The organism is Streptomyces fuscichromogenes, from assembly GCF_014645815.1.
GTDB classification, from domain to species: Bacteria; Actinomycetota; Actinomycetes; order Streptomycetales; family Streptomycetaceae; genus Streptomyces; species Streptomyces fuscichromogenes.
Genome location: NZ_BMML01000019.1, coordinates 182,512 through 204,886, shown reverse-complemented (window position 1 = coordinate 204,886; position 22,375 = coordinate 182,512). Strand labels below are relative to the sequence as shown.

Annotated in this window: 25 protein-coding genes and 1 riboswitch; of the genes, 12 read left to right on the top strand and 13 right to left on the bottom strand. The window is 71.6% G+C overall.

Going from position 1 to position 22,375, the window contains the following annotated elements; all coding sequences use genetic code 11:
* Positions 1-520 precede the first annotated feature (520 nt).
* Complete coding sequence (locus IEZ11_RS34375; protein WP_189266866.1) at positions 521-1,246, top strand: lysophospholipid acyltransferase family protein; 726 nt, start codon at positions 521-523, stop codon at positions 1,244-1,246.
* 92 nt (positions 1,247-1,338) lie between these two features.
* On the opposite strand, the gene IEZ11_RS34370 is transcribed toward IEZ11_RS34375, so the two are convergent.
* From IEZ11_RS34370 to IEZ11_RS34335, 8 genes are all read right to left on the bottom strand, one after another.
* Positions 1,339-2,943 carry an alpha/beta hydrolase gene (locus IEZ11_RS34370; RefSeq protein ID WP_189266865.1) on the bottom strand — a complete coding sequence of 535 codons (1,605 nt, stop codon included), beginning with the start codon at positions 2,941-2,943 and terminating at the stop codon, positions 1,339-1,341.
* A 139-nt stretch (positions 2,944-3,082) separates the two neighbouring features.
* Positions 3,083-3,844 carry an urease accessory protein UreD gene (locus IEZ11_RS34365; RefSeq protein ID WP_189266888.1) on the bottom strand — a complete coding sequence of 254 codons (762 nt, stop codon included), beginning with the start codon at positions 3,842-3,844 and terminating at the stop codon, positions 3,083-3,085.
* Positions 3,841-4,521 (bottom strand): urease accessory protein UreG, encoded by a 681-nt coding sequence (ureG, locus tag IEZ11_RS34360; RefSeq protein WP_189266864.1) that lies wholly within the window; start codon positions 4,519-4,521, stop codon positions 3,841-3,843. Before ureG ends, IEZ11_RS34365 begins: the two co-directional genes overlap by 4 nt.
* A 95-nt stretch (positions 4,522-4,616) precedes the next feature.
* Positions 4,617-5,294, bottom strand: coding sequence for an urease accessory protein UreF (locus tag IEZ11_RS34355; protein ID WP_189266863.1), 678 nt, complete (start codon positions 5,292-5,294; stop codon positions 4,617-4,619).
* A gap of 15 nt (positions 5,295-5,309) precedes the next feature.
* The gene (locus tag IEZ11_RS34350) at positions 5,310-7,031 is read right to left on the bottom strand and encodes an urease subunit alpha (protein ID WP_189266862.1); all 1,722 of its coding nucleotides are present in this window, start codon (positions 7,029-7,031) and stop codon (positions 5,310-5,312) included.
* Complete coding sequence (locus tag IEZ11_RS34345) at positions 7,024-7,335, bottom strand: urease subunit beta (protein ID WP_189266861.1); 312 nt, start codon at positions 7,333-7,335, stop codon at positions 7,024-7,026. Before IEZ11_RS34345 ends, IEZ11_RS34350 begins: the two co-directional genes overlap by 8 nt.
* A gap of 11 nt (positions 7,336-7,346) precedes the next feature.
* Positions 7,347-7,649, bottom strand: coding sequence for an urease subunit gamma (locus IEZ11_RS34340; RefSeq protein WP_046730081.1), 303 nt, complete (start codon positions 7,647-7,649; stop codon positions 7,347-7,349).
* Positions 7,650-8,133: 484 nt separating this feature from the next.
* Positions 8,134-8,421 (bottom strand): type II toxin-antitoxin system Phd/YefM family antitoxin, encoded by a 288-nt coding sequence (locus IEZ11_RS34335; protein WP_189266860.1) that lies wholly within the window; start codon positions 8,419-8,421, stop codon positions 8,134-8,136.
* Between the two features lie 139 nt (positions 8,422-8,560).
* Between IEZ11_RS34335 and IEZ11_RS34330 the strand changes: the two genes are divergently transcribed.
* The 3 genes from IEZ11_RS34330 (at position 8,561) to IEZ11_RS34320 (ending at position 10,533) form a co-directional block, all read left to right on the top strand.
* Positions 8,561-9,196 carry an ATP-dependent Clp protease proteolytic subunit gene (locus IEZ11_RS34330; protein WP_189266859.1) on the top strand — a complete coding sequence of 212 codons (636 nt, stop codon included), beginning with the start codon at positions 8,561-8,563 and terminating at the stop codon, positions 9,194-9,196.
* A gap of 7 nt (positions 9,197-9,203) precedes the next feature.
* Entirely contained in the window at positions 9,204-9,512 is a 309-nt protein-coding gene (locus tag IEZ11_RS34325; protein ID WP_189266858.1) for a hypothetical protein, read from the top strand.
* A gap of 364 nt (positions 9,513-9,876) precedes the next feature.
* A riboswitch (cyclic di-AMP (ydaO/yuaA leader) is annotated at positions 9,877-10,056 on the top strand.
* A gap of 3 nt (positions 10,057-10,059) precedes the next feature.
* A complete protein-coding gene (locus tag IEZ11_RS34320; protein WP_189266857.1) occupies positions 10,060-10,533 on the top strand; it encodes a C40 family peptidase in 474 nt (157 codons plus the stop codon).
* A gap of 34 nt (positions 10,534-10,567) precedes the next feature.
* Here the strand turns inward: IEZ11_RS34320 and IEZ11_RS34315 are convergent, their stop codons facing one another.
* The gene (locus IEZ11_RS34315) at positions 10,568-11,026 is read right to left on the bottom strand and encodes an ATP-binding protein (RefSeq protein WP_189266887.1); all 459 of its coding nucleotides are present in this window, start codon (positions 11,024-11,026) and stop codon (positions 10,568-10,570) included.
* Between the two features lie 212 nt (positions 11,027-11,238).
* Between IEZ11_RS34315 and IEZ11_RS34310 the strand changes: the two genes are divergently transcribed.
* Both IEZ11_RS34310 and IEZ11_RS34305 read left to right on the top strand, forming a co-directional pair.
* On the top strand, positions 11,239-12,099 hold the full coding sequence (locus tag IEZ11_RS34310; protein WP_189266856.1) for a helix-turn-helix domain-containing protein: 861 nt from the start codon (positions 11,239-11,241) through the stop codon (positions 12,097-12,099).
* A 9-nt stretch (positions 12,100-12,108) separates the two neighbouring features.
* Positions 12,109-12,336 (top strand): DUF397 domain-containing protein, encoded by a 228-nt coding sequence (locus IEZ11_RS34305; RefSeq protein WP_189266855.1) that lies wholly within the window; start codon positions 12,109-12,111, stop codon positions 12,334-12,336.
* Between the two features lie 110 nt (positions 12,337-12,446).
* Here IEZ11_RS34305 and IEZ11_RS34300 read toward each other — a convergent pair whose 3' ends face one another.
* On the bottom strand, positions 12,447-13,574 hold the full coding sequence (locus IEZ11_RS34300) for an 8-amino-7-oxononanoate synthase (protein WP_189266854.1): 1,128 nt from the start codon (positions 13,572-13,574) through the stop codon (positions 12,447-12,449).
* 147 nt (positions 13,575-13,721) lie between these two features.
* Here IEZ11_RS34300 and bioB point away from each other — a divergent pair, with 147 nt between their 5' ends.
* Genes bioB through bioD form a run of 3 tightly spaced genes read left to right on the top strand, consistent with a single transcriptional unit; the run spans position 13,722 to position 16,949 of the window.
* The gene (gene bioB / locus IEZ11_RS34295; RefSeq protein WP_189266853.1) at positions 13,722-14,957 is read left to right on the top strand and encodes a biotin synthase BioB; all 1,236 of its coding nucleotides are present in this window, start codon (positions 13,722-13,724) and stop codon (positions 14,955-14,957) included.
* Positions 14,950-16,230: an adenosylmethionine--8-amino-7-oxononanoate transaminase gene (locus IEZ11_RS34290; RefSeq protein ID WP_189266852.1), complete on the top strand. Its 1,281-nt coding sequence runs from the start codon at positions 14,950-14,952 to the stop codon at positions 16,228-16,230. The genes bioB and IEZ11_RS34290 overlap by 8 nt, the downstream gene beginning before the upstream one ends.
* A 2-nt stretch (positions 16,231-16,232) precedes the next feature.
* Positions 16,233-16,949, top strand: a complete 717-nt coding sequence (bioD, locus tag IEZ11_RS34285; RefSeq protein WP_229713529.1) for a dethiobiotin synthase — start codon at positions 16,233-16,235, stop codon at positions 16,947-16,949.
* A gap of 99 nt (positions 16,950-17,048) precedes the next feature.
* Here the strand turns inward: bioD and IEZ11_RS34280 are convergent, their stop codons facing one another.
* Entirely contained in the window at positions 17,049-19,226 is a 2,178-nt protein-coding gene (locus tag IEZ11_RS34280) for a helix-turn-helix domain-containing protein (RefSeq protein WP_189266850.1), read from the bottom strand.
* A gap of 116 nt (positions 19,227-19,342) precedes the next feature.
* On the opposite strand from IEZ11_RS34280, the gene IEZ11_RS34275 reads away from it, so the two are divergent.
* A complete protein-coding gene (locus IEZ11_RS34275) occupies positions 19,343-20,029 on the top strand; it encodes an esterase/lipase family protein (RefSeq protein ID WP_189266849.1) in 687 nt (228 codons plus the stop codon).
* A gap of 74 nt (positions 20,030-20,103) precedes the next feature.
* On the top strand, positions 20,104-20,787 hold the full coding sequence (locus IEZ11_RS34270) for a class I SAM-dependent methyltransferase (RefSeq protein WP_189266848.1): 684 nt from the start codon (positions 20,104-20,106) through the stop codon (positions 20,785-20,787).
* A gap of 29 nt (positions 20,788-20,816) precedes the next feature.
* Here the strand turns inward: IEZ11_RS34270 and IEZ11_RS34265 are convergent, their stop codons facing one another.
* Complete coding sequence (locus tag IEZ11_RS34265; RefSeq protein ID WP_189266847.1) at positions 20,817-21,191, bottom strand: fic family toxin-antitoxin system, toxin component; 375 nt, start codon at positions 21,189-21,191, stop codon at positions 20,817-20,819.
* Positions 21,192-21,195: 4 nt separating this feature from the next.
* Complete coding sequence (locus tag IEZ11_RS34260) at positions 21,196-21,447, bottom strand: toxin-antitoxin system HicB family antitoxin (RefSeq protein ID WP_189266846.1); 252 nt, start codon at positions 21,445-21,447, stop codon at positions 21,196-21,198.
* Between the two features lie 139 nt (positions 21,448-21,586).
* On the opposite strand from IEZ11_RS34260, the gene IEZ11_RS34255 reads away from it, so the two are divergent.
* Complete coding sequence (locus tag IEZ11_RS34255; protein ID WP_189266845.1) at positions 21,587-22,375, top strand: ABC transporter ATP-binding protein; 789 nt, start codon at positions 21,587-21,589, stop codon at positions 22,373-22,375.

The window sequence follows — 22,375 nt, the reverse complement described above, 5'->3', positions numbered from 1 at the left end:
GACAGCACCTGCCCCAGGTACATTGAAGCCCCCGAGCAGGCCCGCACCCCATGGCCGGGACGGGCGACGACAGCCGCCGAAGTCCGAGCCAGGACCCAGCCAATGATGTAAGGATGCGAGAGTCCCGTGTATGACAAGAAGGGAATCGCTGCCGTTGATGTGCAGCGCTCGTAGGCACTGAGGCGGGTCGCAGACTGGCGCTTGAGCACGGCAGGATTGCCGACACCTACACCTACCTCATCGAGGTGACATCGCCGGGCATACCAGACGCCCCGAACCATGGCTCGTCCTCGGCGCTCCCCCACGGGCATCGAAGTCCACCAAGCGGCAACCTGTCGGCCCCGGCCACACCGACAGAGCACCCGACCACTCGTCGAGCAGGACGGCAGAGGGTCAGCACGAGGACGGCTGAACGCGACGACGGACGACCGTAGGCGCACATGAGTCAAACGCTGGGCAAGTACTAATGACCTGGGAAAGTGCCAGCTCACAGGGGAGCTGGTAAAGTGAGGGGCGAGCCGTGTTCTACTACCTGCTCAAGTACGTACTGCTGGGGCCGCTGCTGAGAGTGGTGTTCCGGCCGCGGATCGAGGGCCTGGAACATGTTCCGGCGTCGGGACCGGCCATCGTCGCCGGCAACCATCTCTCCTTCTCCGACCACTTCCTGATGCCGGCCGTCCTCAAACGGCGCATCACCTTCCTCGCCAAGGCCGAGTACTTCACGGGTCCGGGGGTGCGGGGCCGGCTGACCGCCTTCTTCTTCCGCAGCGCCGGGCAGATCCCGGTGGACCGCTCCGGCAAGGAGGCGGGCCAGGCCGCGATCCGGGAGGGGCTCGGGGTGCTGGCCAAGGGCGAGCTGCTCGGGGTCTATCCGGAGGGCACGCGCTCGCACGACGGCCGCCTGTACAAGGGCAAGGTCGGGGTCGCCGTGATGGCGCTGCGGGCCGGTGTCCCGGTGATCCCGTGCGCGATGATCGGCACCTTCGAGGCGCAGCCGCCCGGCAAGGTCATCCCGAACGTCCACCCCGTGGTGATCCGCTTCGGCAAGCCTCTGGAGTTCTCGCGCTATGCGGGGATGGAGAACGAGAAGGCCGTCCTGCGCGCCATCACCGACGAGATCATGTACGCCATCCTGACCCTGTCCGAGCAGGAGTACGTCGACCAGTACGCGGCCGTCGTCAAGGCCGAGCAGGCGGCGGCGAAGGGCGAGAAGGGACGCAGGTTCCCCCGGGCACCGCTCAGTTGAGGTCACACGTGGGGCGAGGGGCGGCCGGAGTGTTCCGGCCGCCCCTCGTCGTCGTGCGCGTCGTACGTGTCGTGCGCGTCGTACCGGAGCGGTTACGGCTGCGGGGTGGCGTGCGGGCCGCAGGTGACGTCCGCGCTGTCCAGCCGGCCGGTGAGCAGGTAGGTGTCGACGCGGCTGTTGATGCACGGGTTGACCAGGCCGGTCACGCCGTGCGAGCCGGCGCCCTGCTCGGTGATGAGGCGCGAGCCCTTGAAGCGCTGGTGCAGTACGACGGCACCCTCGTACGGGGTGGCGGCGTCACGCGTGGACTGCACGATCAGCACCGGCGGCAGGCCCTTGTGGGTCTTGACGTTCACCGGGGTCTGCTGCTTGACCGGCCAGGTGGCGCAGGGCAGGTTCATCCATGCGTTGGCCCAGGTCATGAAGGGGTACTGCTGGTTGAGCTCGGTGTTGTCGCGGTCCCACTTCCTCCAGCTGGTGGGCCACTTGGCGTCGGTGCACTCGACGGCGGTGTAGACGGCGTTGCCGTTCTCCGACGTGATGTTGCCCGCGGTGTCGCTGAGGTCCGGGGCGGCCGCGTCGACCAGTGCCTGGGTGTCACCGGCGAAGTACTCGCTGAACACCGTGGCGACCGGGACCCACGAGGAGTCGTAGTACGGGGCGCTCTGGAAGAAGCCGATCAGTTCGGCCGGTCCGACGACCCCGCCGATCGGGTTCGCCTTGGCGGTGGCGCGCAGCTGGAGCCACTTGGCCTGGACGGCGTCCCGGGTGGTCCCCAGGTGGAAGGCGGAGTCGTGCGCGGCGACCCAGTCCTCCCAGTCCTTCCAGCGGCCCTCGAAGGCGACGTCCTGGCCCAGGTTGGCCTGGTACCAGATGTTCTCCCGCGACGGGTTGACGACGCTGTCGACGATCATCCGGCGCACGTGTCCCGGGAACAGCGTCCCGTACACCGCGCCGAGGTAGGTGCCGTAGGAGACACCGAGGTAGTTGAGCTTCTTCTCGCCCAGCGCGGCCCGGATGACGTCCAGGTCGCGGGCGGTGTTCGCGGTGGTCATCTGCTGGAGCATCGCGCGGCCGGTGCGCTCGGCGCAGCCGTCCGCGTACTGCTTGGCGAGCTTGCGCTGCGCGGTCTTGTCGGCCTCGCTGTCCGGCACCGGGTCGGCCTTGGGGGCCTTCACGAACTCCTGCGGGTCCTCGCAGGAGATGGGCGCCGAGTGGCCGACACCGCGCGGATCGAAGCCCACGAAGTCGTACGCCTTCGAGGCGTTGACCCACAGCGGGTTCTTGTTGGTGACCCGGAGCGGGAAGCGCATCCCCGAGCCGCCGGGGCCGCCGGGGTTGTAGACGAGCGCGCCCTGGCGCTCGGCCGGCGTCCCCGTGCTGCCTATTCGGTCGACGGCGAGCTTTATCTGCTTGCCGTCGGGCTTCGTGTAGTCGAGCGGCACGCTGACCCAACCGCACTGGACGGGCTTGGTCAGAGCCCAGTCGGCGGGGCAGTCGGCCCAGTCGATGCCGGCCTTGGCGGCCCGCGCCGCCGCGATCGCCGCGCCCTGCTGGGCCCGGTCCTGGCCGCCGTGCCGGGCCTCGGCTCCGGCAGCGGGTACCGCGAGCGCACCGGTGATCAGGCTGGCCGTGACGAGCGCGCCGGCCGAACCGAGCGCGAGCACCCGGCTCCTCGATCTGAAGTTGTCCCTCAAGTGGGCCCCTCCCCCTGCATGATGACGAATGGTCAGGGGAGATCCTTGCGGCTGTGAGCCTCCTGGGAACAGGGCTGGGCAGCCGTCTTTACCAATCCGATAACCGGACGATCACATCGCACTCGCCCCGCTGAGCGGATCACCCGCCCAACTGGCCCAGCGCCTCGTCCAGAACCCGGCGCAGCCGCAGCGCATCGCCCGCCACCGCGCTCACCAGCACCGCGGGCCCGGCGAGCGGAGTGAGCGCGGCGCACTCCCCCAGCATCCGTGCCGTCAACGGCTCCGCCGCGAACTCCGGCCGTACAAGCACGAGTTGCCCCACCGCGCGATGCCCCGCCAGTACTGCGGGCCCGTCCCAGCCGCCGAGCGCACCGGGCCCGCAGGCCAGCTCCTGATCCAGTACGGCTCTTCCGGCCACCCGCACGGTGAGCCGGCTGCCGAGCCGCCCGGGCTCCTCCCCGACCCGCCCGAGCACCTGCTCCTCCCGCAGCACGAGCCGCCCCCGGGCCCCGACGTCGACCCGCGTGCGGACCCGCAGATCACTCCCGCCGGCCGAGATCAACTGCTCGGGCAGCCAGTGCAGTTCGCCGCCGTCGGCGACATCGAGCCGGACGTCGTAGCGGGCCTCTTCCTTCCCCTGCCCGGGCAGCGCGATGGTCGCGGCGGCCGACCCGACCCACAGCCGGGCCCCCTCCTCGACCCGGGCCTCGATCCCGAACCGGTCCCCGCCGAGCGGCCCGCTCATCGCCCCGACCACCATCACCCGGGCCTCGGCCCCGCTCCCCCGGGTGCGCCGCAGCGCCAGCGGTCCGGCGCCCTCCAGCACGGGAAGCGAGGTACCGCCCCGGCCGTCGTCCCGGGCCACGATCCGAGCGGTCGCACGCACCCCGGTGACTGTCATGCGGTCCACGCGGCGAGCCGCTCCCGCACCCATGCGGCCACGTCCGCGACACCGGTCCCACTGCGCAACGACTGGAAGACGACGGGCAGTTCGGCACGCTGCGCCTTGGCGTCGGCGGCCATCCGCGCCAGGTCCGAGCCGACGTACGGAGCGAGGTCCGTCTTGTTGACGACGAGCAGGTCGGCCGTGGTGACCCCCGGACCGCCCTTGCGCGGGATGTCGTCGCCGCCCGCCACGTCGATCACGAAGATCTGTGCGTCCACCAGCCCCTTGGAGAAGGTGGCGGTGAGGTTGTCCCCACCGGACTCGACGAGGATGAGGTCCAGCGGCCCGGCCTCGTCCTCCAGGTCCTCCACCGCTTCGAGATTGGCCGAGATGTCGTCCCTGATCGCGGTGTGCGGACAGGCCCCCGTCTCCACGGCGGTGATCCGCTCCGGCGGCAGCACGGCCTCCCGGAGCAGGAACTCGGCGTCCTCGCGGGTGTAGATGTCGTTCGTGACGACGGCCAGGGACAGCTCCGTGCGCAGGGCCCGGCACAGGGCGGCGACGGTAGCGGTCTTCCCGGACCCCACAGGACCGCCGAGCCCTATCCGGAGAGCGCGCCGGGACCCGTCGGGCCGGTGCGCGTCGGCGCTGAGGGCGACGGGACCGTGGTGGTGATCGTGATCGAGATGCATGTGCGGCTCCTTAGTATTACCTGGCCCTCTCACAGGCCTGTTCTGCAACTCCTGGACCGTCCGGCGCTCAAGGACGAGGACCGGTCCGCACCCCCCTACGACGCGAACAACCGCACCGCCCACCCCGCATGCCACTCCGCCCCGATCTCCGACAACGGCGCCGAAGCCGCGGGCAGTGCGTCGACCCCCGCCTCCTCGACCGCCTCCCGCGCCGCCTCCACCGCCCGGTCGACCACCAGGTCCACCTCGGCCGCCAACCGCGCCAGCACCCCGGTCGCCTCGAACGGGTCCAGACTCAGCAACCGCACCACCGCCGTGGCCGGCCCGCTCACCGACTCGTACGCCGCGCAGTAGGCCGCGTCCACCGCGGAGAGCCCCGCCGCCCGGGCCACCACCCCCAACACCACCGGCTGATGCGCCCCCTTGGGGAACTCCCGTGCCAGGGCGTCGAGTTCGGCACTCGGCCAGGCCGCCCGCGCGGCTCGCAGCAGCTGCCGCCCGAGCCTGCGCGCCGCACCCCGGAGCGCGGCCGACGGCGTCCGCGCATCGGCCGCCGCGTCCAACTCCCGTACATCCGCACCGAGTACCGCGGCCGCCGCGAACGCGCCCGCCACCAGCCCGGCCGTGTGCAGCCGACCCCGGCAGTACTCCTCCAAGTCGGCGGCCCCGGTGATCCGGCCGGCCTTCACGGCCGCCTCCGCCCCGCCGGAGTGCGCATGTCCCCCGGCGGGGAAGCGGCCGTCGGCCAGTACCAACAACGCTGCCCGGGACATCACAGACCTCGGCTCTCAGAACAGGAAGTAGCGCTGGGCCATGGGCAGTTCCGCGGCCGGTGTCGCCTCGACCAGTTCCCCGTCGATGTACACGGCGAAGCTGTCGGGATCGACCCGGACACCGGGACGCGCGTCGTTCTCCCGCATGTCCGCCTTGGTCACCCCCCGGGTCGACTCGATGGCGACGAACCGCTTCCCGAGCTGGAGCCGTTCCGGCAACCCGTCCTCGATCGCCAACGGGGCGACGAAATTGAAGGAGTTGGCGGCCGGCGCGCGTCCGATCGCCCCGTACATCGGGCGCGGCAGGATCGGCTGGGGCGTCGGGATCGACGCGTTGGCGTCACCCATCTGCGCGTAGGCGATCTGCCCGCCCTTGAGCACGAGGTGCGGCTTGACCCCGAAGAACGCGGGCTCCCAGAGCACCAGGTCGGCGAGCTTCCCGGACTCCACGGAGCCGACCTCGCGGGCCAGTCCCTGCGCGAGGGCCGGGTTGATCGTGTACTTGGCGACGTACCGCCGTACCCGGTGGTTGTCGGCCCGCCCGTCGCCGGGCAGTGCGCCCCGCCGTCGCTTCATGACGTGCGCGGTCTGCCAGGTCCGCAGGATCACCTCGCCCACCCGCCCCATGGCCTGCGCGTCGGAGGAGATGATGGAGATGGCGCCGAGGTCGTGGAGTATGTCCTCCGCGCCGATGGTCGACGGCCGGATCCGCGACTCGGCGAAGGCCAGGTCCTCCGGCACCGCCGGGTTGAGGTGGTGGCACACCATCAGCATGTCGAGGTGTTCCTCGGCGGTGTTCACCGTGTACGGCCGGGTCGGGTTCGTCGAACTCGGCAGCACGTGCGGCTCGGAGACGACGGTCATGATGTCCGGGGCGTGCCCGCCGCCCGCGCCCTCGGTGTGGTACGCGTGGATCCCCCGCCCGCCGATCGCGGCGAGGGTGTCCGCCACGAAGCCCGCCTCGTTCAGGGTGTCCGTGTGGATGGCCACCTGGATGCCCGTCCGGTCGGCGACGGTCAGGGCCGCGTCGATGACGGCCGGGGTCGACCCCCAGTCCTCGTGCAGCTTCAGCCCCAGTGCCCCGCCCCTGATCTGCGAGACCATCGCCTCGTGCGAGACGGTGTTGCCCTTGCCGAGGAAGCCGATGTTGAGCGGGTACTGCTCCATCGCCTCCAGCATCCGGGCCAGGTGCCACGGGCCGGGGGTGACGGTGGTCGCCTTGGATCCCTCGGCGGGGCCGGTGCCACCGCCGATCAGCGTGGTGACGCCCGCCGACAGCGCCTCGTCGGCGATCTGCGGGCAGATGAAGTGGACGTGCGCGTCGACCCCGCCCGCGGTGAGGATGCGCCCGTTGCCGGCGATGACCTCGGTCTCGGGGCCGATCACCAGGTCGGGGTGCACGCCGTCCATGGTGTCGGGGTTGCCGGCCTTGCCGATGCCGGTGATCCGGCCGTCCCGGATGCCGATGTCGGCCTTGACGATGCCCCAGTGGTCGATGATCACGGCACCCGTGATGATCGTGTCGGGGGTGCCGTCTGCGCGCGTAGCGCGCGACTGGCCCATGGACTCCCGGATGACCTTGCCGCCGCCGAACACGGCCTCGTCCCCGGCGAGTCCGGGCCCGCCGGAGCGGTCCTCCTCGATCTCGACGATCAGGTCGGTGTCGGCGAGCCGGATCCGGTCGCCGGTGGTCGGCCCGAACAGGTCGGCGTAGGCGGCACGGGAGATCTCAGGCATCGAGGGCACCTCCGGTCTCGCCGCGCAGCCCGGGGACCACCCGGGCGCCGGTCAGCGGGACGAGTTCGACGTCGACGGGGATGCCGGGCTCGAAGCGGACGGCGGTGCCGGCGGCGACGTTCAGCCGCTTGCCGCGCGCCGCGCCCCGGTCGAACTCCAGTCCGGGATTGGCCTCGGCGAAGTGGTAGTGCGAGCCGACCTGGACGGGCCGGTCGGCGGCGTTGAGGACGGTCAGCCGGGTGACCTCACGGCCCGCATTGAATACGACGGGCCCGTCGGCGAAGAGAATCTCTCCGGGAATCATCGACGGCCTCCTCAGACGATCGGGTCGTGGACGGTGACGAGCTTGGTGCCGTCCGGGAAGGTCGCCTCGACCTGGACGTCGTGGATCATCTCGGGGATGCCCTCCATGACGTCGTCCCTGGTGAGGAGCTTGCGCCCGGAGGCCATGAGTTCGGCGACGGTACGACCGTCACGCGCGCCCTCAAGGATGTGCGACGTGATGAGGGCGACCGCCTCGGGGTGGTTCAGCCGGAGGCCGCGGGCCCGGCGCCTCTCGGCGACGTCGGCCGCCACATGGATCAGCAGCCTCTCTTGCTCGTGCGGGGTCAGTTGCACGTCCCACCTCACAGTCCTCGCTCCGGACCGTGCGGGGTCCGGTTGCCGCAGCCACCCGACCGGGCCAGGAAAACCCCAGGTGGCGTGGATCGGCAGGCTAGTTCGCCGGAGTTTCGACGACGTTAACCGGACCTTGATCACCGCCTGACCGGCACACGAGCCTCCCGACCGGCGCACGGAAGCGCACCCCCGCTCCACGACGCGATCCACGCGCCCACCCTTGCCCCGGCCGCTCCACAACACCCGAACAGCCCTCACCCGAACGCCCACGGGAGGACCGACGGTCACGCCGGGGGCCCGTGACCGAACGCCGCCGGGGCCTGTGGCAGTGGTCCTCGGCGCCGACCGGCGGGGCAACAAGGCGGAGAAGGCCGAGTCGATCAGCCGCTGCCGCGGCGGGCGGACCGGTGGGAGCGCCCCGGCCCGGAACCCGAGGAGGGTGTGCCGTGCCTCGCGTCCGCGACCGGATCCGCCGGGCGGTCCCCTACGAGCCCGCGGCCCCCCGATGCTCCGCGGCGATGCCGAAGCGGCCGCGCTCCGGTCGTACGGCCGCGGTCTCGCGGACCGTGGAGACCGAGCTGACCACGTGGTCCACATGCTCCTCGGCGGGGCCCGCGAGCTCTTCGAGGCGTTCGAGGTCGGCGGCGGAGACAAGGGCGACCAGCGGCTTGCCGTGGCGTGTCACGACGACGCGCTCGCCGCCGTACACCACCCGGTTGATCAGTTCGGCGAGCTCAGCCCTGGCTTGGGTCACCGGAATCTCGTAGGCCATGAACCCAGCTTACGGGGCACTCCGGACAACGCCCTGTGTTCGACGACAGCGGAATCCCCGCTCCGGGCTATGTACGTCCTGTACATTTTTTACAGAGAGCTCGGCCATCGAGACGCCCAGCCACAAGGAGGGGTACGCCATGACCCGACCGTCCGCCCGCTACGTCCTGCCCGAGTTCACGGAACGCACCGCCACCGGACAGCGCACCCTGGACCCGTACTCGAAACTGCTGGAGGAGCGGATCGTCTTTCTCGGCGCGCCCGTCGACGAGACCTCGGCCAACGACGTGATGGCCCAGCTGATGTACCTGGAGTACGCGGCTCCGGAGCGGGACATCTCCCTGTACATCAACTCCCCGGGCGGGTCGTTCAACGCGATGACCGCGATCTACGACACGGTCCGCTATGTGAGCTGCGACGTGGAGACGGTCTGCCTCGGGCAGGCCGGGGCGTCGGCGGCGCTCCTGCTCGCGGCCGGCACACCCGGCAAGCGGTCCGTGCTGCCGGGCGCCCGCATCGTGCTCCAGCAGCCTTCGCTGCCGGAACCGGTGCAGGGCCAGCCGAGTGATCTGATGATCCAGGCGGCGGAGTTGGACCGGGTCCGGGCGCTGCTCGAAGGGATGCTCGTCCGGCACACCCGGCGCACGGCGCAACAGGTGCACCGGGACCTGGAGCGGGATCTGGTCCTGGACGCGCAGGAAGCACTGGCCTACGGGCTGGTGGACCGGGTCGTGCCCAGCCGCCGGGCCACCCTCGGCCTGCCGGACGCGGGGTGAACCGCCGATGCTGCCGCCGGAACTGCCGCCGCTGCCCGCGCTGACCCGCGCCGAGGGCGAGCTGATCGACCGTTACCTGGACGTGGTGGATCTGCTGGGCCGGATCAATCCGGCGCAGAACGAGGACACCTACCGCGGGCTGCGCGCCGCGCAGGCGCTGGTGCGCGCCGCGTCCGAGCTGCGTGACGCGCTCGCCCTGATGCACCTGCGGGGCGAGACGGAGCTTCACGGGGACACGCTGGCACGGGCGTTGCGGGTGCTCGACGGTGAGCGCCGGACCGCTCGCGTCGCACTCCCGCCCGACTGCGTACGCTGACACCCGCCGGACTCCGGTCCGATGCGTCGACGGCGCGACCGGGCCGGAGTCGAAACGATCCAAAGGGGTTACCGCCGTTCGGCGGAGCGTGGCGTGGTTTTACCTGCCCGCGGGGACCGCTCGGATCGCCTGCGCGGGGGTGCCCGCGAGCGGCTTCGTCGCAGGTCCGGGGCTACGCAGCACAGTTGACGAAGAATCGAACACAGCACTGTCCACCCGAACGGGTGGGTGGTGAGTAACCCCACAAATCCCCGATTCCATTGGGTTTTTCGGACACGAGTGCGTGAAGATCCCTGTCTGACGACAAGCCCCCGCCACAGCGGCGGGGCGGTCCGGGCGGACGCCGAGTCCTGCCGCCGCCCGGATTGACCCGTCGACAGAAGTGCATCGGCAGGAGTGGAGGACCCAGGCACGACGGGTCGCCGGAACGGTCACCACGACCGGACCGAGCAGCCCTTGGGGTGAAGCCGTGGCAACACGGCCGGGCAACTTCGCCAGCCCGAATCCGACAGGTCATCCTTCACAGGCGGCTGACGAAGGGTTGCGCATGACTGCGCTCAATCGTGTCCCGTCGCTCATGGCCCGGGCCGGCACGGCCTCGGCGCTCACCATCGCCGCCGTGGGCGGCTCCATCGTGATCCCGGGTGTCGCCTCCGACGCCTCGGCCGCCACGATGGGGACGAAGGCACTTCAGGTCGCTGCCTCGAAGAAGGGCTCGCCCTACAGGTGGGGCGCCACCGGACCGAACCGGTTCGACTGCTCCGGGCTGACGCTGTACTCGTTCAAGAAGGCGGGCAAGAAGCTGCCTCGTACGGCGGCCCAGCAGTACAACAAGACCCGTCACATCTCGGCCGGCAACCGCAGGGCCGGGGACCTGGTCTTCTTCCACTCGGGTTCCAGCGTGTACCACGTCGGCATCTACGCCGGGAAGGGAAAGATCTGGCACGCCCCGAAGACCGGGGACGTGGTGAAGCTCCAGAAGATCTGGACGCGCAGCGTCTGGTACGGCCGGGTCAGCTGACCCGCTCCAGCGGCCGGCCGGCAGGGGCTCGGGGCTACGGCTCCTGCTGGCCGGCCGCGGTGACGGTGCCGGCCGGGACCGTCCAGGGGAGTTCGATGGAGACGGTCTTGCCGCCCTCCCGGGTGGGGCGCACCCGTAGCTTGCCGCCGCACTCGGCGGTCAGCCAGCGGATGATGACCATGCCGCGCCCGTTGTCCTGCTGGACCGCGGCGGGAAGTCTCTTGGGGAAGCGCGGATGACTGTCCGTGACGCCGATGCGCAGTTGTTCGTCACGGTCGAGCACGAGGTCCACCGTGAAGGTGGGTGACTGCCCGAAGGTGTGCTGCACGGCGTTGGTGGCGAGTTCGGAGACGATGAGGCGGATGGTGTCCGCGGTCTCCGTCCCCGAGGGCAGTCCCCATTCCGCGAGGGTGTCCAGCACATAGGACCGGGCGGTGCAGACCGAGGCGGGATCGCTCGGCAGAGTGACGGATGCTTCCAGGTGGTCTGCCATGGCGTCGTCGTCCCTTTCCTCGGGACCGGAGTCCGGCACGGTGCGGATGGTTCGAGTACGGTCCCGGACTGGTGCTTCTTCGCCAGACTGCCATTACCGGGCCGGTCACGGGGAGCGATCCACCAAGATATGCATATATCTGTCGCTCGAAGCGGTGAACTCTGCTACCTCAGACCGTATTTGGGCGGCTCGGAAGGAGTAAGGAGTAGCCCATGCAGAACGGTCCCGCGGTGCGCCGCCGGAAACTGGGCGCCGAACTGCGCACACTGCGCACCGGTGCCGGCCTCACGAGCGGTGAGGCCGCCCGTCTGGTGGGCTGGCACCAGTCGAAAGTCAGCCGGATCGAGACCGGCGCCAGCGGTGTGAAACCGGCCGATGTGCGGTTACTCCTGGACGCCTACGGCGTGGTCGAGGGACAACTGCGCGAGTTGCTCATGGTGTTGGCGGGGTCGGAGGACACCGCGGGACGGCACCACTGGTGGCACGCCTACCGTGGGGTACTGCCGCCCGCCTACCGGGATTTCATCAGCCTGGAGTCGCAGGCCAGCGCGATGCGCACGCTGGAGACCTCGGTCGTACCGGGGCTGCTGCAGACCCAGGAGTACGCGCGCGCGGTGACCCGGGCGGCCGTGGACGGGCGTGCCGACGAAGCCCTGGACGCCCTGGTGGAGGTACGTCTGGCCAGGCAGGACGTGCTGCACAACGATCCGCCGCTGAAGCTGAGCGCGGTCCTGGACGAGGCGGTGCTGCGCCGGGAGGTGGGCGGTCCCGGAGTGATGGCGCGGCAGTTGGCGCGACTGGTGGAGGCGGCCCGGTTGCCCCAAGTACGGCTCCAGGTACTGCCGTTCGCGGCCGGGGCGCATATCGGCATCACCGGGCCTTTCGTAATCTTCTCATTTCCGAGCACTTCTGATCTGGACGTGGTTGTTATCGACCAGTTGACGAGTAGCCTCTACCTGGAGCGGAAAGAAGACCTCCAGGCCTACACGGAGGCCTTCGACACGCTCCGGATCCACGCCCTTTCGCCCGAGGACTCGTTGGATTACATCGCCGTGATAGCTGACGGCGCGTAAGGAGGCACCATGACTGCACTGCCTCGGAACGTACCTTCAAGTGCTGATCTGCACGGACTGCGGTGGCTGCGCAGCAGCTACAGCACCGGAGCGAACAACTGCGTGGAGACGGCACGGCCGCACTCCGGCCCCTCGGCCGGACTGCTCGCCGTACGCGACTCCAAGGCTCCGGCGGGACCCGCGCTGCTCTTCTCCCCCGGGAGCTGGGCGGGTTTCATGACCGCACTTGCCGACTGATCAGCCCCTAGCAGTCTGATCAGATCCGAACGAAACTGATCAGACCCCAACCTGATCGATCACCGACTCCGTATCCGTCTGCGAGCCGGACCCGGCCGTGTCACGCCGACTCATGGTCGTGTCTCGCCGATCACACGTACAGCGCGTTCGATCTCGGCCCCGGAGAGGTCCGCACGGGCGGTCAGCCTGAGCCGTGAGATGCCGTCCGGCACCGACGGCGGACGGAAACAGCCCACGGCCAGGCCTGCCGTCCGGCAGTCGGCCGCCCACCGCACGGCCTGCTCCGGGGACGGGGCCCGCACGGAGACCACCGCGGCGTCCGGACGTACTGCTTCCAGACCCGCGGCGGTCAGCCGTGCGTGCAGCTCGGCGGCCACCTCACGGGCCCGGGCCGCCCGCGCGGGCTCGCGGCGCAGCAGCCGCAGGGCCGCCAGCGCCGCTCCCGCCGCGGCGGGGGCGAGCCCGGTGTCGAAGATGAAGGTCCGGGCCGCGTTCACCAGATGGTCGATCACCCCGGCCGGGCCCAGCACCACCCCGCCCTGGCTGCCCAGCGACTTCGACAGGGTCGCCGTGACCACCACGTCGTCGGCGCCCGCCAGCCCGGCCGCGTACGGCGCGCCCCGCCCGCCGTCCCCGAGGACCCCGAGCCCGTGGGCGTCGTCGACCAGCAGCCCGGCGCCGCGCTCCCGGCACGCCTCCGCCAGTGCGGCCAGCGGGGCCGCGTCGCCGTCGACCGAGAACACCGTGTCGGAGACGACCACCGCGGGCCCCTCGTGGGTCCCGAGCGCCTTGCGTACGCCGTCCGGGTCGGCATGCCCGACGACCTGGGTGGCGCCCCGAGCCAGCCGGCAGCCGTCGATCAGGGAGGCGTGGTTGAGCGCGTCGGAGACGATCAGCGAGCCGTGCGGACCGAGCACGGTGACGGCGGCGAGGTTGGCCGCGTAGCCGGAGGAGAAGACCAGGGCGGCCTCGAACCCGCAGAATCCGGCCAGCTCCCGCTCCAGTTCGGTGTGGAGTTCGGTGGTGCCGGTCACCAGCCGGGAGCCGGTGGAGCCGCCGCCCCAGATCCGGGCCGCCCCGGCCGCGCCCTCGGCGACCTCCGGATGGTGGGCGAGGCCCAGGTAGTCGTTGCTCGCGAGGTCCAGCAGCGGCGAGTCGGCGGGGCGGGGGCGCAGGGTCCGTACCAGTCCGGCGCGGCGGCGCTGCTCCGCCTGTTCCTCGATCCAGCCGAACGCCATGACCCCTCCGGTGATTTTGTAGGCAGTGGACAGACCCTAGCGGGACCATCCGGCCCCCACTGTGTGGCAATACCCACACGTCGAACCGGCAGGGTTGTGCGAACTCTCCTTGGCCCGGAGCAGCCTCGTAGTACAGGATCGGCTCTCATGGACCTGCTGAACACGCTGGTGGACAAGGGGCTTCGGCGCGAGCTGCCGACCCGCGAGGAAGCGCTCGCCGTACTGGCGACCTCCGACGACGACGTGCTCGACGTGGTGGCCGCGGCCGGCAAGGTGCGCCGGCAGTGGTTCGGCCGACGCGTGAAACTCAACTACCTGGTCAACCTCAAGTCGGGCCTGTGTCCCGAGGACTGCTCCTACTGCTCGCAGCGCCTCGGCTCCTCGACCGGGATCCTGAAGTACAGCTGGCTCAAACCCGACGAGGCCTCCAGGGCGGCCGCCGCGGGCCTGGCCGGGGGCGCCAAGCGGGTCTGCCTGGTGGCCAGCGGACGCGGTCCGACCGACCGGGACGTGGACCGGGTCGCGGGCACCATCAAGGCCATCAAGGAACAGAACGAGGGCGTCGAGGTGTGCGCCTGCCTCGGGCTGCTCTCCGACGGCCAGGCGGAGCGGCTGCGCGAGGCGGGCGCGGACGCCTACAACCACAACCTCAACACGTCCGAGGGAACGTACGGGGACATCACGACCACGCACACGTACGCCGACCGGGTGGACACGGTCAACAAGGCGCACGCGGCGGGTCTGTCGGCCTGCTCGGGCCTGATCGCCGGTATGGGTGAGTCGGACGAGGACCTGGTCGACGTGGTGTTCTCGCTGCGCGAGCTGGACCCGGACTCCGTTCCGGTGAACTTCCTGATCCCGGTCGAGGGCACCCCGCTGGCCAAGGAGTGGAACCTCACCCCGCAGCGCTGCCTGCGCATCCTGGCGATGGTGCGGTTCGTCTGCCCGGACGTGGAGGTGCGGATCGCGGGCGGCCGCGAGGTCCATCTGCGCACCATGCAGCCGCTCGCGCTGCACCTGGCCAACTCGATCTTCCTCGGCGACTACCTGACCACCGAGGGCCAGGCCGGCCAGGCCGACCTGGAGATGATCGCGGACGCCGGGTTCACCGTGGAGGGCGCGGACGAGGTGACACTGCCGCAGCACCGGGCCGAGCTCCAGGGCGCGGGCTGCGGGTCGCACGGCGCCGAGGGGGCCGGCTGCGGATCGCACACGGCCGAGGGCGCGGGGTGCGGTTCGCACGCCGAGGGCGGATGCGGTTCGGTGTGCGGCTCCCACGAAGACGTGGCCGCGGCTGTGACCGTCGCCGCCAACGAGCCGCGCACCGACCTGGTCGCCGTCCGCCGCCGGGGTGCCGGAACGGATCTCGCGCCCAATGCCTGACCTGAGCGTCCCCGAACTGCTGGACCTCGACCGCCGGCACGTCTGGCACCCGTACGGTCCGATGCCCGGCCGGGCCGAACCGCTCGTCGTGGAGTCGGCGAGCGGGGTCCGGCTGCGGCTGGCGGACGGCTCGGGCGAACTGGTCGACGGGATGTCGTCGTGGTGGTCGGCGATCCACGGCTACAACCACCCGGTGCTCAACGAGGCCGCGCACGACCAGCTCGGCCGGATGAGCCATGTGATGTTCGGCGGGCTCACCCACGAGCCCGCCGTCCGCCTGGCGAAGCTCCTGGTCGACATCACTCCGGCCGGACTGGAGCATGTCTTCCTCGCCGACTCGGGGTCGGTGTCGGTCGAGGTCGCGGTGAAGATGTGCCTGCAGTACTGGCGCTCCCTCGGCCGCCCCGCCAAGCAGCGCCTGCTGACCTGGCGGGGCGGCTACCACGGGGACACCTGGCAGCCGATGTCCGTCTGCGACCCCGAGGGCGGCATGCACGAGCTCTGGTCCGGGGTGCTGCCCCGCCAGGTGTTCGCGGACGCCCCGCCGGCGGAGTACGACGAGTCGTACGCCGGGCACCTGCGCTCGGCGGTCGAACGGCACGCGCACGAACTGGCCGCGGTGATCGTGGAGCCGGTGGTGCAGGGCGCCGGCGGGATGCGGTTCCACTCCCCCGCCTACCTGCGGGTGCTGCGCGAGGCCTGCGACGCGCACGACGTGCTGCTGGTGTTCGACGAGATCGCGACCGGGTTCGGGCGTACCGGCGCGCTGTTCGCGGCGGACCACGCGGCCGTCACCCCGGACGTGATGTGCGTGGGCAAGGCACTGACCGGCGGTTACCTGACGATGGCGGCGACCCTGTGCACGCCCCGGGTGGCCGAGGGGATCTCGCGGGGCGAGGTGCCGGTGCTGGCGCACGGGCCGACGTTCATGGCCAACCCGCTCGCGGCCTCGGTGGCCTGCGCCTCGCTCGGACTGCTGCTGGGCCAGGACTGGCTCGCGGAGGTCAAGCGGATCGAGGCGGGGCTGCGGGAGGGCCTGGCGCCCGCCCGGGAGCTCCCCGGCGTACGGGACGTCCGGGTCCTCGGCGCCATCGGGGTGGTCCAGCTCGACCACGAGGTCGACATGAAGGCCGCGACGGCCGCCGCGGTCCGCGAGGGCGTGTGGCTGCGGCCGTTCCGCGACCTGGTGTACACGATGCCGCCGTACGTCACGGGTGACGCGGACGTGGCACGGATCGCGCGCGCGGTGTGCGCGGCCGCGCGGGAGGGATGAGCATGCCGATCCTGGTGATCACGGGGACGGGCACGGAGGTCGGCAAGACCGTCACCACGGCCGCGCTCGCCGCCGCCGCGCTGGCGGCGGGCCGCTCCGTGGCGGTCCTGAAAGCCGCGCAGACGGGGGTAGGGCCGGACGAGCGCGGGGACGCCGACGAGGTCGCACGGCTCGCGGGTGCCGTGACGGCGTCCGAAGTGGCCCGTTTCCCCGAGCCGTTGGCACCGGGCACGGCGGCCCGCAGGGCGGGGATGCCCCCAGTACGTCCGCAGGACGTGGCGGAGGCCGCCGCCAAGCTGGCCACCGAGCACGAGCTGGTGCTGGTCGAGGGCGCGGGCGGGCTGCTCGTCCGCTTCGACACCGCGGGCGGCACGCTGGCGGACGCGGCCCGGCTGCTGAACGCACCCGTGCTGGTGGTGGCGTCGGCGGGGCTCGGCACGCTGAACACCACCGAGCTGACGGCGCGTGAACTGCGGGTCCGGGAGCTGGAGTTGCTGGGCGTGGTGATCGGCAGTTGGCCCGACGTGCCGGACCTGGCGTCGCGTTGCAATGTCGCCGATCTGCCGGAGGTGGCCGGGGCGCCGCTGCTGGGTGCGTTGCCCGCGGGAGCGGGTGCCCTCGCTCCTGGCGACTTCCGTGCGATGGCGCCGAGTTGGCTGTCGGCGCGGCTGGACGGGAGCTGGGACGCGGAGGCGTTCCGGGGGCGGGTAGCTCCTTAGCCGGCAGGCCAGGTCTCGGTCGGGCGCTCCACCGGCGCCCCCGAAGGGGCGCGGGGAACTGCGCGACCAGCCCCCACACAGCCGCACCCGACCGACGGCCTAGGGCGACGCGCCCAGCAGCCGTACCAGTTCGATCCGGGACCGGATCCCCAACCGGCTGAAGACCCCCCGCAGATGGTGGTCGATGGTGCGCGGGCTGAGGTTGAGCCGGTCGGCGATCTCTCGGTTGGTGGCGCCCTCGGCCGCCATCCGGGCGACCATCAGCTGCTGGGCGGTGAGCACGGCGGCCGGGTCGGGCGCACTGGTGGCAGGTGTCAACGCCGTGCCCAGAGCGCGGAGTTCGGCGCGAGCCTGGGCCGCGCAGTGCGGGGCGCCGAACGACTCGAAGGCCTCCAGGGCGCTGTGCAGCCGGTCCCGGGCCTCGGTGCGCTGCCGCAGCCGGCGCAGCGCACTGCCGAACAGCAGCTCGGTGCGGGCGCGTTCGAAGTCCCGGGTGCCGCGGGCGTGCAGGTCCAGTGCGGCGCGGTAGTGCTGGACCGCCTCGGTGCCGGGGGCGAGCAGGGCCCGGCAGCGGGCGCTCAGCGCGAGGTCGTCGGTGCTGCGGACGGCGGTGGCCCAGCGGTGGTAGTCGGCGTGCGCGGCGCGGGCGACCCGGGTGTCGCCGGTGCGGACGGCGGCCTCGACGTAGTGCGGGGTGGCCAGGTGCCGGATGGCCCGGTGGCCGTGTCCCGGCCCGAACCCGGCGAGGGCGCGCAACCGTGCGGCGGCCGCCGGGAAGCGGCCGTTCGTCAGGTCGAGGAAGGCGAGCGCCCACTGCGCGAGGGCGGCGGGCAGCCCCAGTCCGTGCGCCAGGGCGTGCGAGCGGGCGGCCGCCGCGCGCTCCCGGCAGGCCTCCTCGTCGCCGGTGACGGCGGCGAACATGGCGAGCGCGGCCTGGAGATGGCAGGCCCCGTTGTCCTGTCCGGCGGCGTGGGCCTGGCGCAGGGCCTCCTGGGCGGCGGCCTCGGCGGACCTGGGGCGGCCGGTCCAGAAGTCGGCGTAGGCACGGAACTCCATGGCCTGTGCTTCCGTCCCGGGGATGCCGCGGGCGCGGGCCGAGGCGGCGGCCCGGAGGGTGGCGGTGACGGTCCGGGTGTGGTCGCCGAGCATGAGCGCGGCGATGCCCGAGTGGATCAGCGGACCGGGTTCGCCGCCGGGCCCGCAGCGGCCGGCGGTGCCCTTGAGGAGGACGCGGGCGTCGGCGTAGCGGCCCTCGACGGCGCAGGCGAGCGCGGCGAGGATGCCGGACGGCGGGAGGTCCAGCCACTGGGCGAGGACATGGGCCTCGCGGCAGCGTCTGAGGTCGCCGGTGTAGACCGCGGCCTCGGTCGCGAGGGCGAGGAGTTCGAGGGCATCGGCGGAACGTTCCTGCCGTACGGCGGCGGTGAGCAGGGCGTCAAAGGCCTCGGCGGCGTTGCCTGCCCTGAGGGCGAGGACGCCGTTGAGGGCCGAGTTGTCCGTCCGGGCGGCGAGCCGTCTGGCCCGGTCGGGCTCCCCGGAGCACCAGGCGTCGGCGGCGGCCCGGGCGAGCAGCCGGGCCCCCTCGACCGGGTCGGAGCAGAGGTCGGCGGCGCGTTCGGCGAGCGCGCGGGCCAGGGCGGGCCGTCCTTCGGCGCGGGCCCGGTCGGCGGCGGTGCGCAGTTCCGCGGCGAGCCGGGCGCTGGGGCCGAGTGCGGCGGCGCCCCGGTGCCAGGAGCGGCGGGTCGTCTCGTCCTTGCCGCCCAGCACCCGGGCGAGCAGCAGGTGGGCTTCGCGCCGGTCGGCCGGCGAGCCGGTCTCGTAGGCGGCGACCCGGGTCCAGGCGTCCCGGAAGAACACCCCGCCGGCGCTGGCGTGGGCGACCCCGGCCGCCTCGGCCGCCTCCAGTGGGCGGGTGTCGAGCCGGCCGGCGGTGACCGCCCGCAGGAAGGCGTGGGTGGCCACCGGGTACTGGTCGGCGGCGGCGAGCAGCAACAGCAGCCGGGTCCCGTCGGGCAGGGCACGGATCTCCCGGCGCAGCGAGTGGAGCAACCCCGGTGCCAGTTCGGCCGGTTCGACGGGCAGCGGGTCGACGCCGGCCGCCTGCCGTGCGGTGAGGCGCGGCACGAGTTCGGCCACGGCGCGCTGGTCTTCGTATACGACGCGCCACACCCGGGCGCGGACGCCCGCGGGGAGCGCCGAAGCCGGGCACGGCCCCGCGTCGGTCGATTGCGGTGGCGAAGTGCGGTCGAGAGGTGGGGGGTTCGCCGGTATCACCACACCAATGACGTTACTGGCGAGTTAGTTGACTCGTAAAGACTGGCGACTTCACCGATGCGGCGCGCGTAGACCCGTCCCGACACTCCTGAACAACCCCACCCGTTTCAGGAGGCATCATGCAACGCGCCAAGCGTCGCATCGCAACCGCTCTGTCGGCGATAGCCGGTTCGCTCCTTCTGTCCCTCCCCCTGACCGCCGGTACCGCACACGCGGCGAGTCACGAACCGATCGTCTTCGTGCACGGTCTGAGCAGCGACTCCAGCAGCTGGAACACCTGGATCTCGGACTTCGAGGCGGACGGCTACTCGTCCTCCGAGCTGTACGCGATCTCGTACGACTGGACGAAGTCGAACGTCACCACCGCCTCGACGCTGTCGACCTACATCCAGTCCGTCCTCTCGAAGACCGGCGCCTCGAAGGTCGACCTCGTGGTCCACTCCATGGGTGCGCTCAACAGCCGCTACTACCTGAAGAACCTCGGCGGGACGTCGTACGTGGACCACTTCGTGTCGGTCGCCGGGGTGAACCACGGGACCACCGTCGCCTCGCTCTGCGCGTTGCTGTACACGTCCTGCAAGGAGATGACGACCGGCAGCTCGTTCCTGACCGCCCTGAACTCGGGTGACGAGACGCCCGGCAGCGTCTCGTACGCGGCGTACTGGTCGGACTGCGACGCGGCGATCGACCCGGACACCTCGGCGGAGCTGAGCGGGGCGACCAACGTCGACGTCGGCTGCATCTCGCACACCGACATGAACGACAACTACAGCGTGTACGAGCAGGTCCGCGACTTCATCTCGTAGGGCCTGCCGCGGGGGTGCGACGGGCCCGTACGGGGGACAATCACCGTAGACCTGCTTCCGTCGGGAGGTCCGTCATGCGGCTGATGTCCGCCCGCACCGGCAATCCGGTGCGGGATCCCGTCCACCACCCGCTGTTCGCGCGTTTCTACGCCCGCTGCAGCGTCCGTGCCGAGACCGGACTCGGCATGGCGGCGATCCGGGAGCGGCTGCTCCTCGGGCTGTCCGGGCGGGTGATCGAGATCGGGGCCGGCAACGGGCTCAACTTCGCCCGGTATCCCGGCTCGGTCGCGGAGGTCGTGGCGATCGAACCGGAGCGCACCCTGCGGCAGTTGGCGGTGGAGGCCGCGGTGCGCGCCGACGTCCCGGTGGACGTGGTGCCGGGCGCGGCGGAGGCACTGCCGGTCAAGAGCGAGGCCTTCGACGCGGCGGTGTGCTCGCTGGTGCTGTGCAGCGTCCGGGATGTGCGGCGGGCGCTCGCGGAGGTACACCGGGTCCTGCGGCCGGGCGGTGAGCTGCGGTTCTTCGAGCACGGCGCGGGCGGTGGCACGGCGATGCGGTTCACCCAGCGGGCCCTGGACCGGACGGTGTGGCCGCTGCTGAGCGGCGGCTGCCGGCTGTCCCGGGAGCCGGTCGCCGAGCTGCGCGCGGCCGGGTTCGAACTCGGCCCCTACCGCCGGGTGTTCCTGCCGGAGCACGGTCCCCGGCTGCCCTCCTCGTACTGCGTGCTGGGCGTCGCCCGCAAACCCCGGGAGTCCTGAAGGCCTGGTCACAGGCTCGACCGGACCGGTCACAGGCTCCAGCGGCGCAGTTCCTCGGCGATGTCGGCGACGCCCGCCTCGCCGTTCTTGACCAGCCGGGCCAGGTCGCGGACCTGCTCGGGCGAGGTGGCCACCTTCAGGCCGCTGGCGACCAGGTAGGCGTACGCGACGGAGGACGCGAACAGCGCGTTCGACCGCTCCAGGGCCGGGACGTGGATCAGCAGCTGGAGCAGGGCGGCGGCCCGGGCGTGCGGGGTGTCGTAGACGGGGACGTCGAATATCTCGGCCCGGTGCCTGGCGACGGCGGCGATCAGCGCACCCCAGTCGGTGACCTGCGGGTCACCCGGGGTCTTCTGTTCGGCGAGCATGAGGAGCCAGGCGAGGTCGATCGTCAGGTCGCTCAAGGGATCAGTGACGGCCTTCGGTCTTGTCAGATGTGTCGCTACCGTGCGGCTCGCCGAACTCCTCGGCGAAGACGGACTCGTACTGCTTCATGAAATCGGCGGCGGCCTCGACGAACGTACGGCCTGCCTCACCCGTGTCCTGCATGACCAGTTCCTCTATGTAGCGATTGACGCTCACACCGCGCGCGAGGGCGCGCTCGCGGGCCGCCTTGGCGGTCCCCTCGTCCACGCGCACGTTCAGCTGGGTCTTCGCCATACCTCGAAGCTAGCGCGGTTGCGCTAGCGGCGGCAAGCGCGCATCGGAATCGAAAAGTGATACCGCCTGTGCGACGGGTCACACTACGCTCGACCCGGACAAAGAGGTCGGTGATCGCCGGTTGAACGGGGAGGCAGTCTTGTCGACAGCAGCTGCGGAGGGGCCGGCCGACGACGGGACCGCGGCCCGTGCCCGCGGTCTGACCAAGGCCTACGGCGCGGGCGAGACAGCGGTGCTCGCACTGGACTCGGTGGACGTGGACATCGCACGCGGCCGGTTCACCGCGGTCATGGGCCCGTCGGGCTCCGGGAAGTCCACGTTGATGCACTGCCTGGCGGGCCTGGACACCGTGTCGGCCGGTCAGATCTGGCTCGGCGGCACCGAGATCACCGGGCTGCGGGAACGCGAGCTGACGCGGCTGCGCCGGGACCGGATCGGGTTCATGTTCCAGTCGTTCAACCTGATCCCGACGCTGAACGCCGCCGAGAACATCACCCTGCCCATGGACATCGCGGGCCGCAAGCCCGACGAGAAGTGGCTGGACCAGGTCATCGACACGCTCGGGCTGCGGGACCGCCTCAAGCACCGGCCCGCGCAGCTCTCCGGCGGCCAGCAGCAGCGCGTGGCCTGTGCGCGGGCGCTGGCCTCCCGCCCGGAGCTGATCTTCGCCGACGAGCCGACCGGCAACCTGGACTCCCGGGCCGGCCTGGAGGTGCTGGGCTTTCTGCGGGAGGCGGTGGACCAACTCGGCCAGACGGTCGTCATGGTGACCCATGACCCGGGCGCCGCCGCCCACTCCGACCTGGTGCTCTTCCTCGCGGACGGCCGGATCGTGGACCGGATGGAGGATCCGACCGCGGACGCCGTGCTGGAACGCATGAAGCGCTTCGACGTGGGACGCGGGTCCTCCGGGCCCGAGGAGGACTGA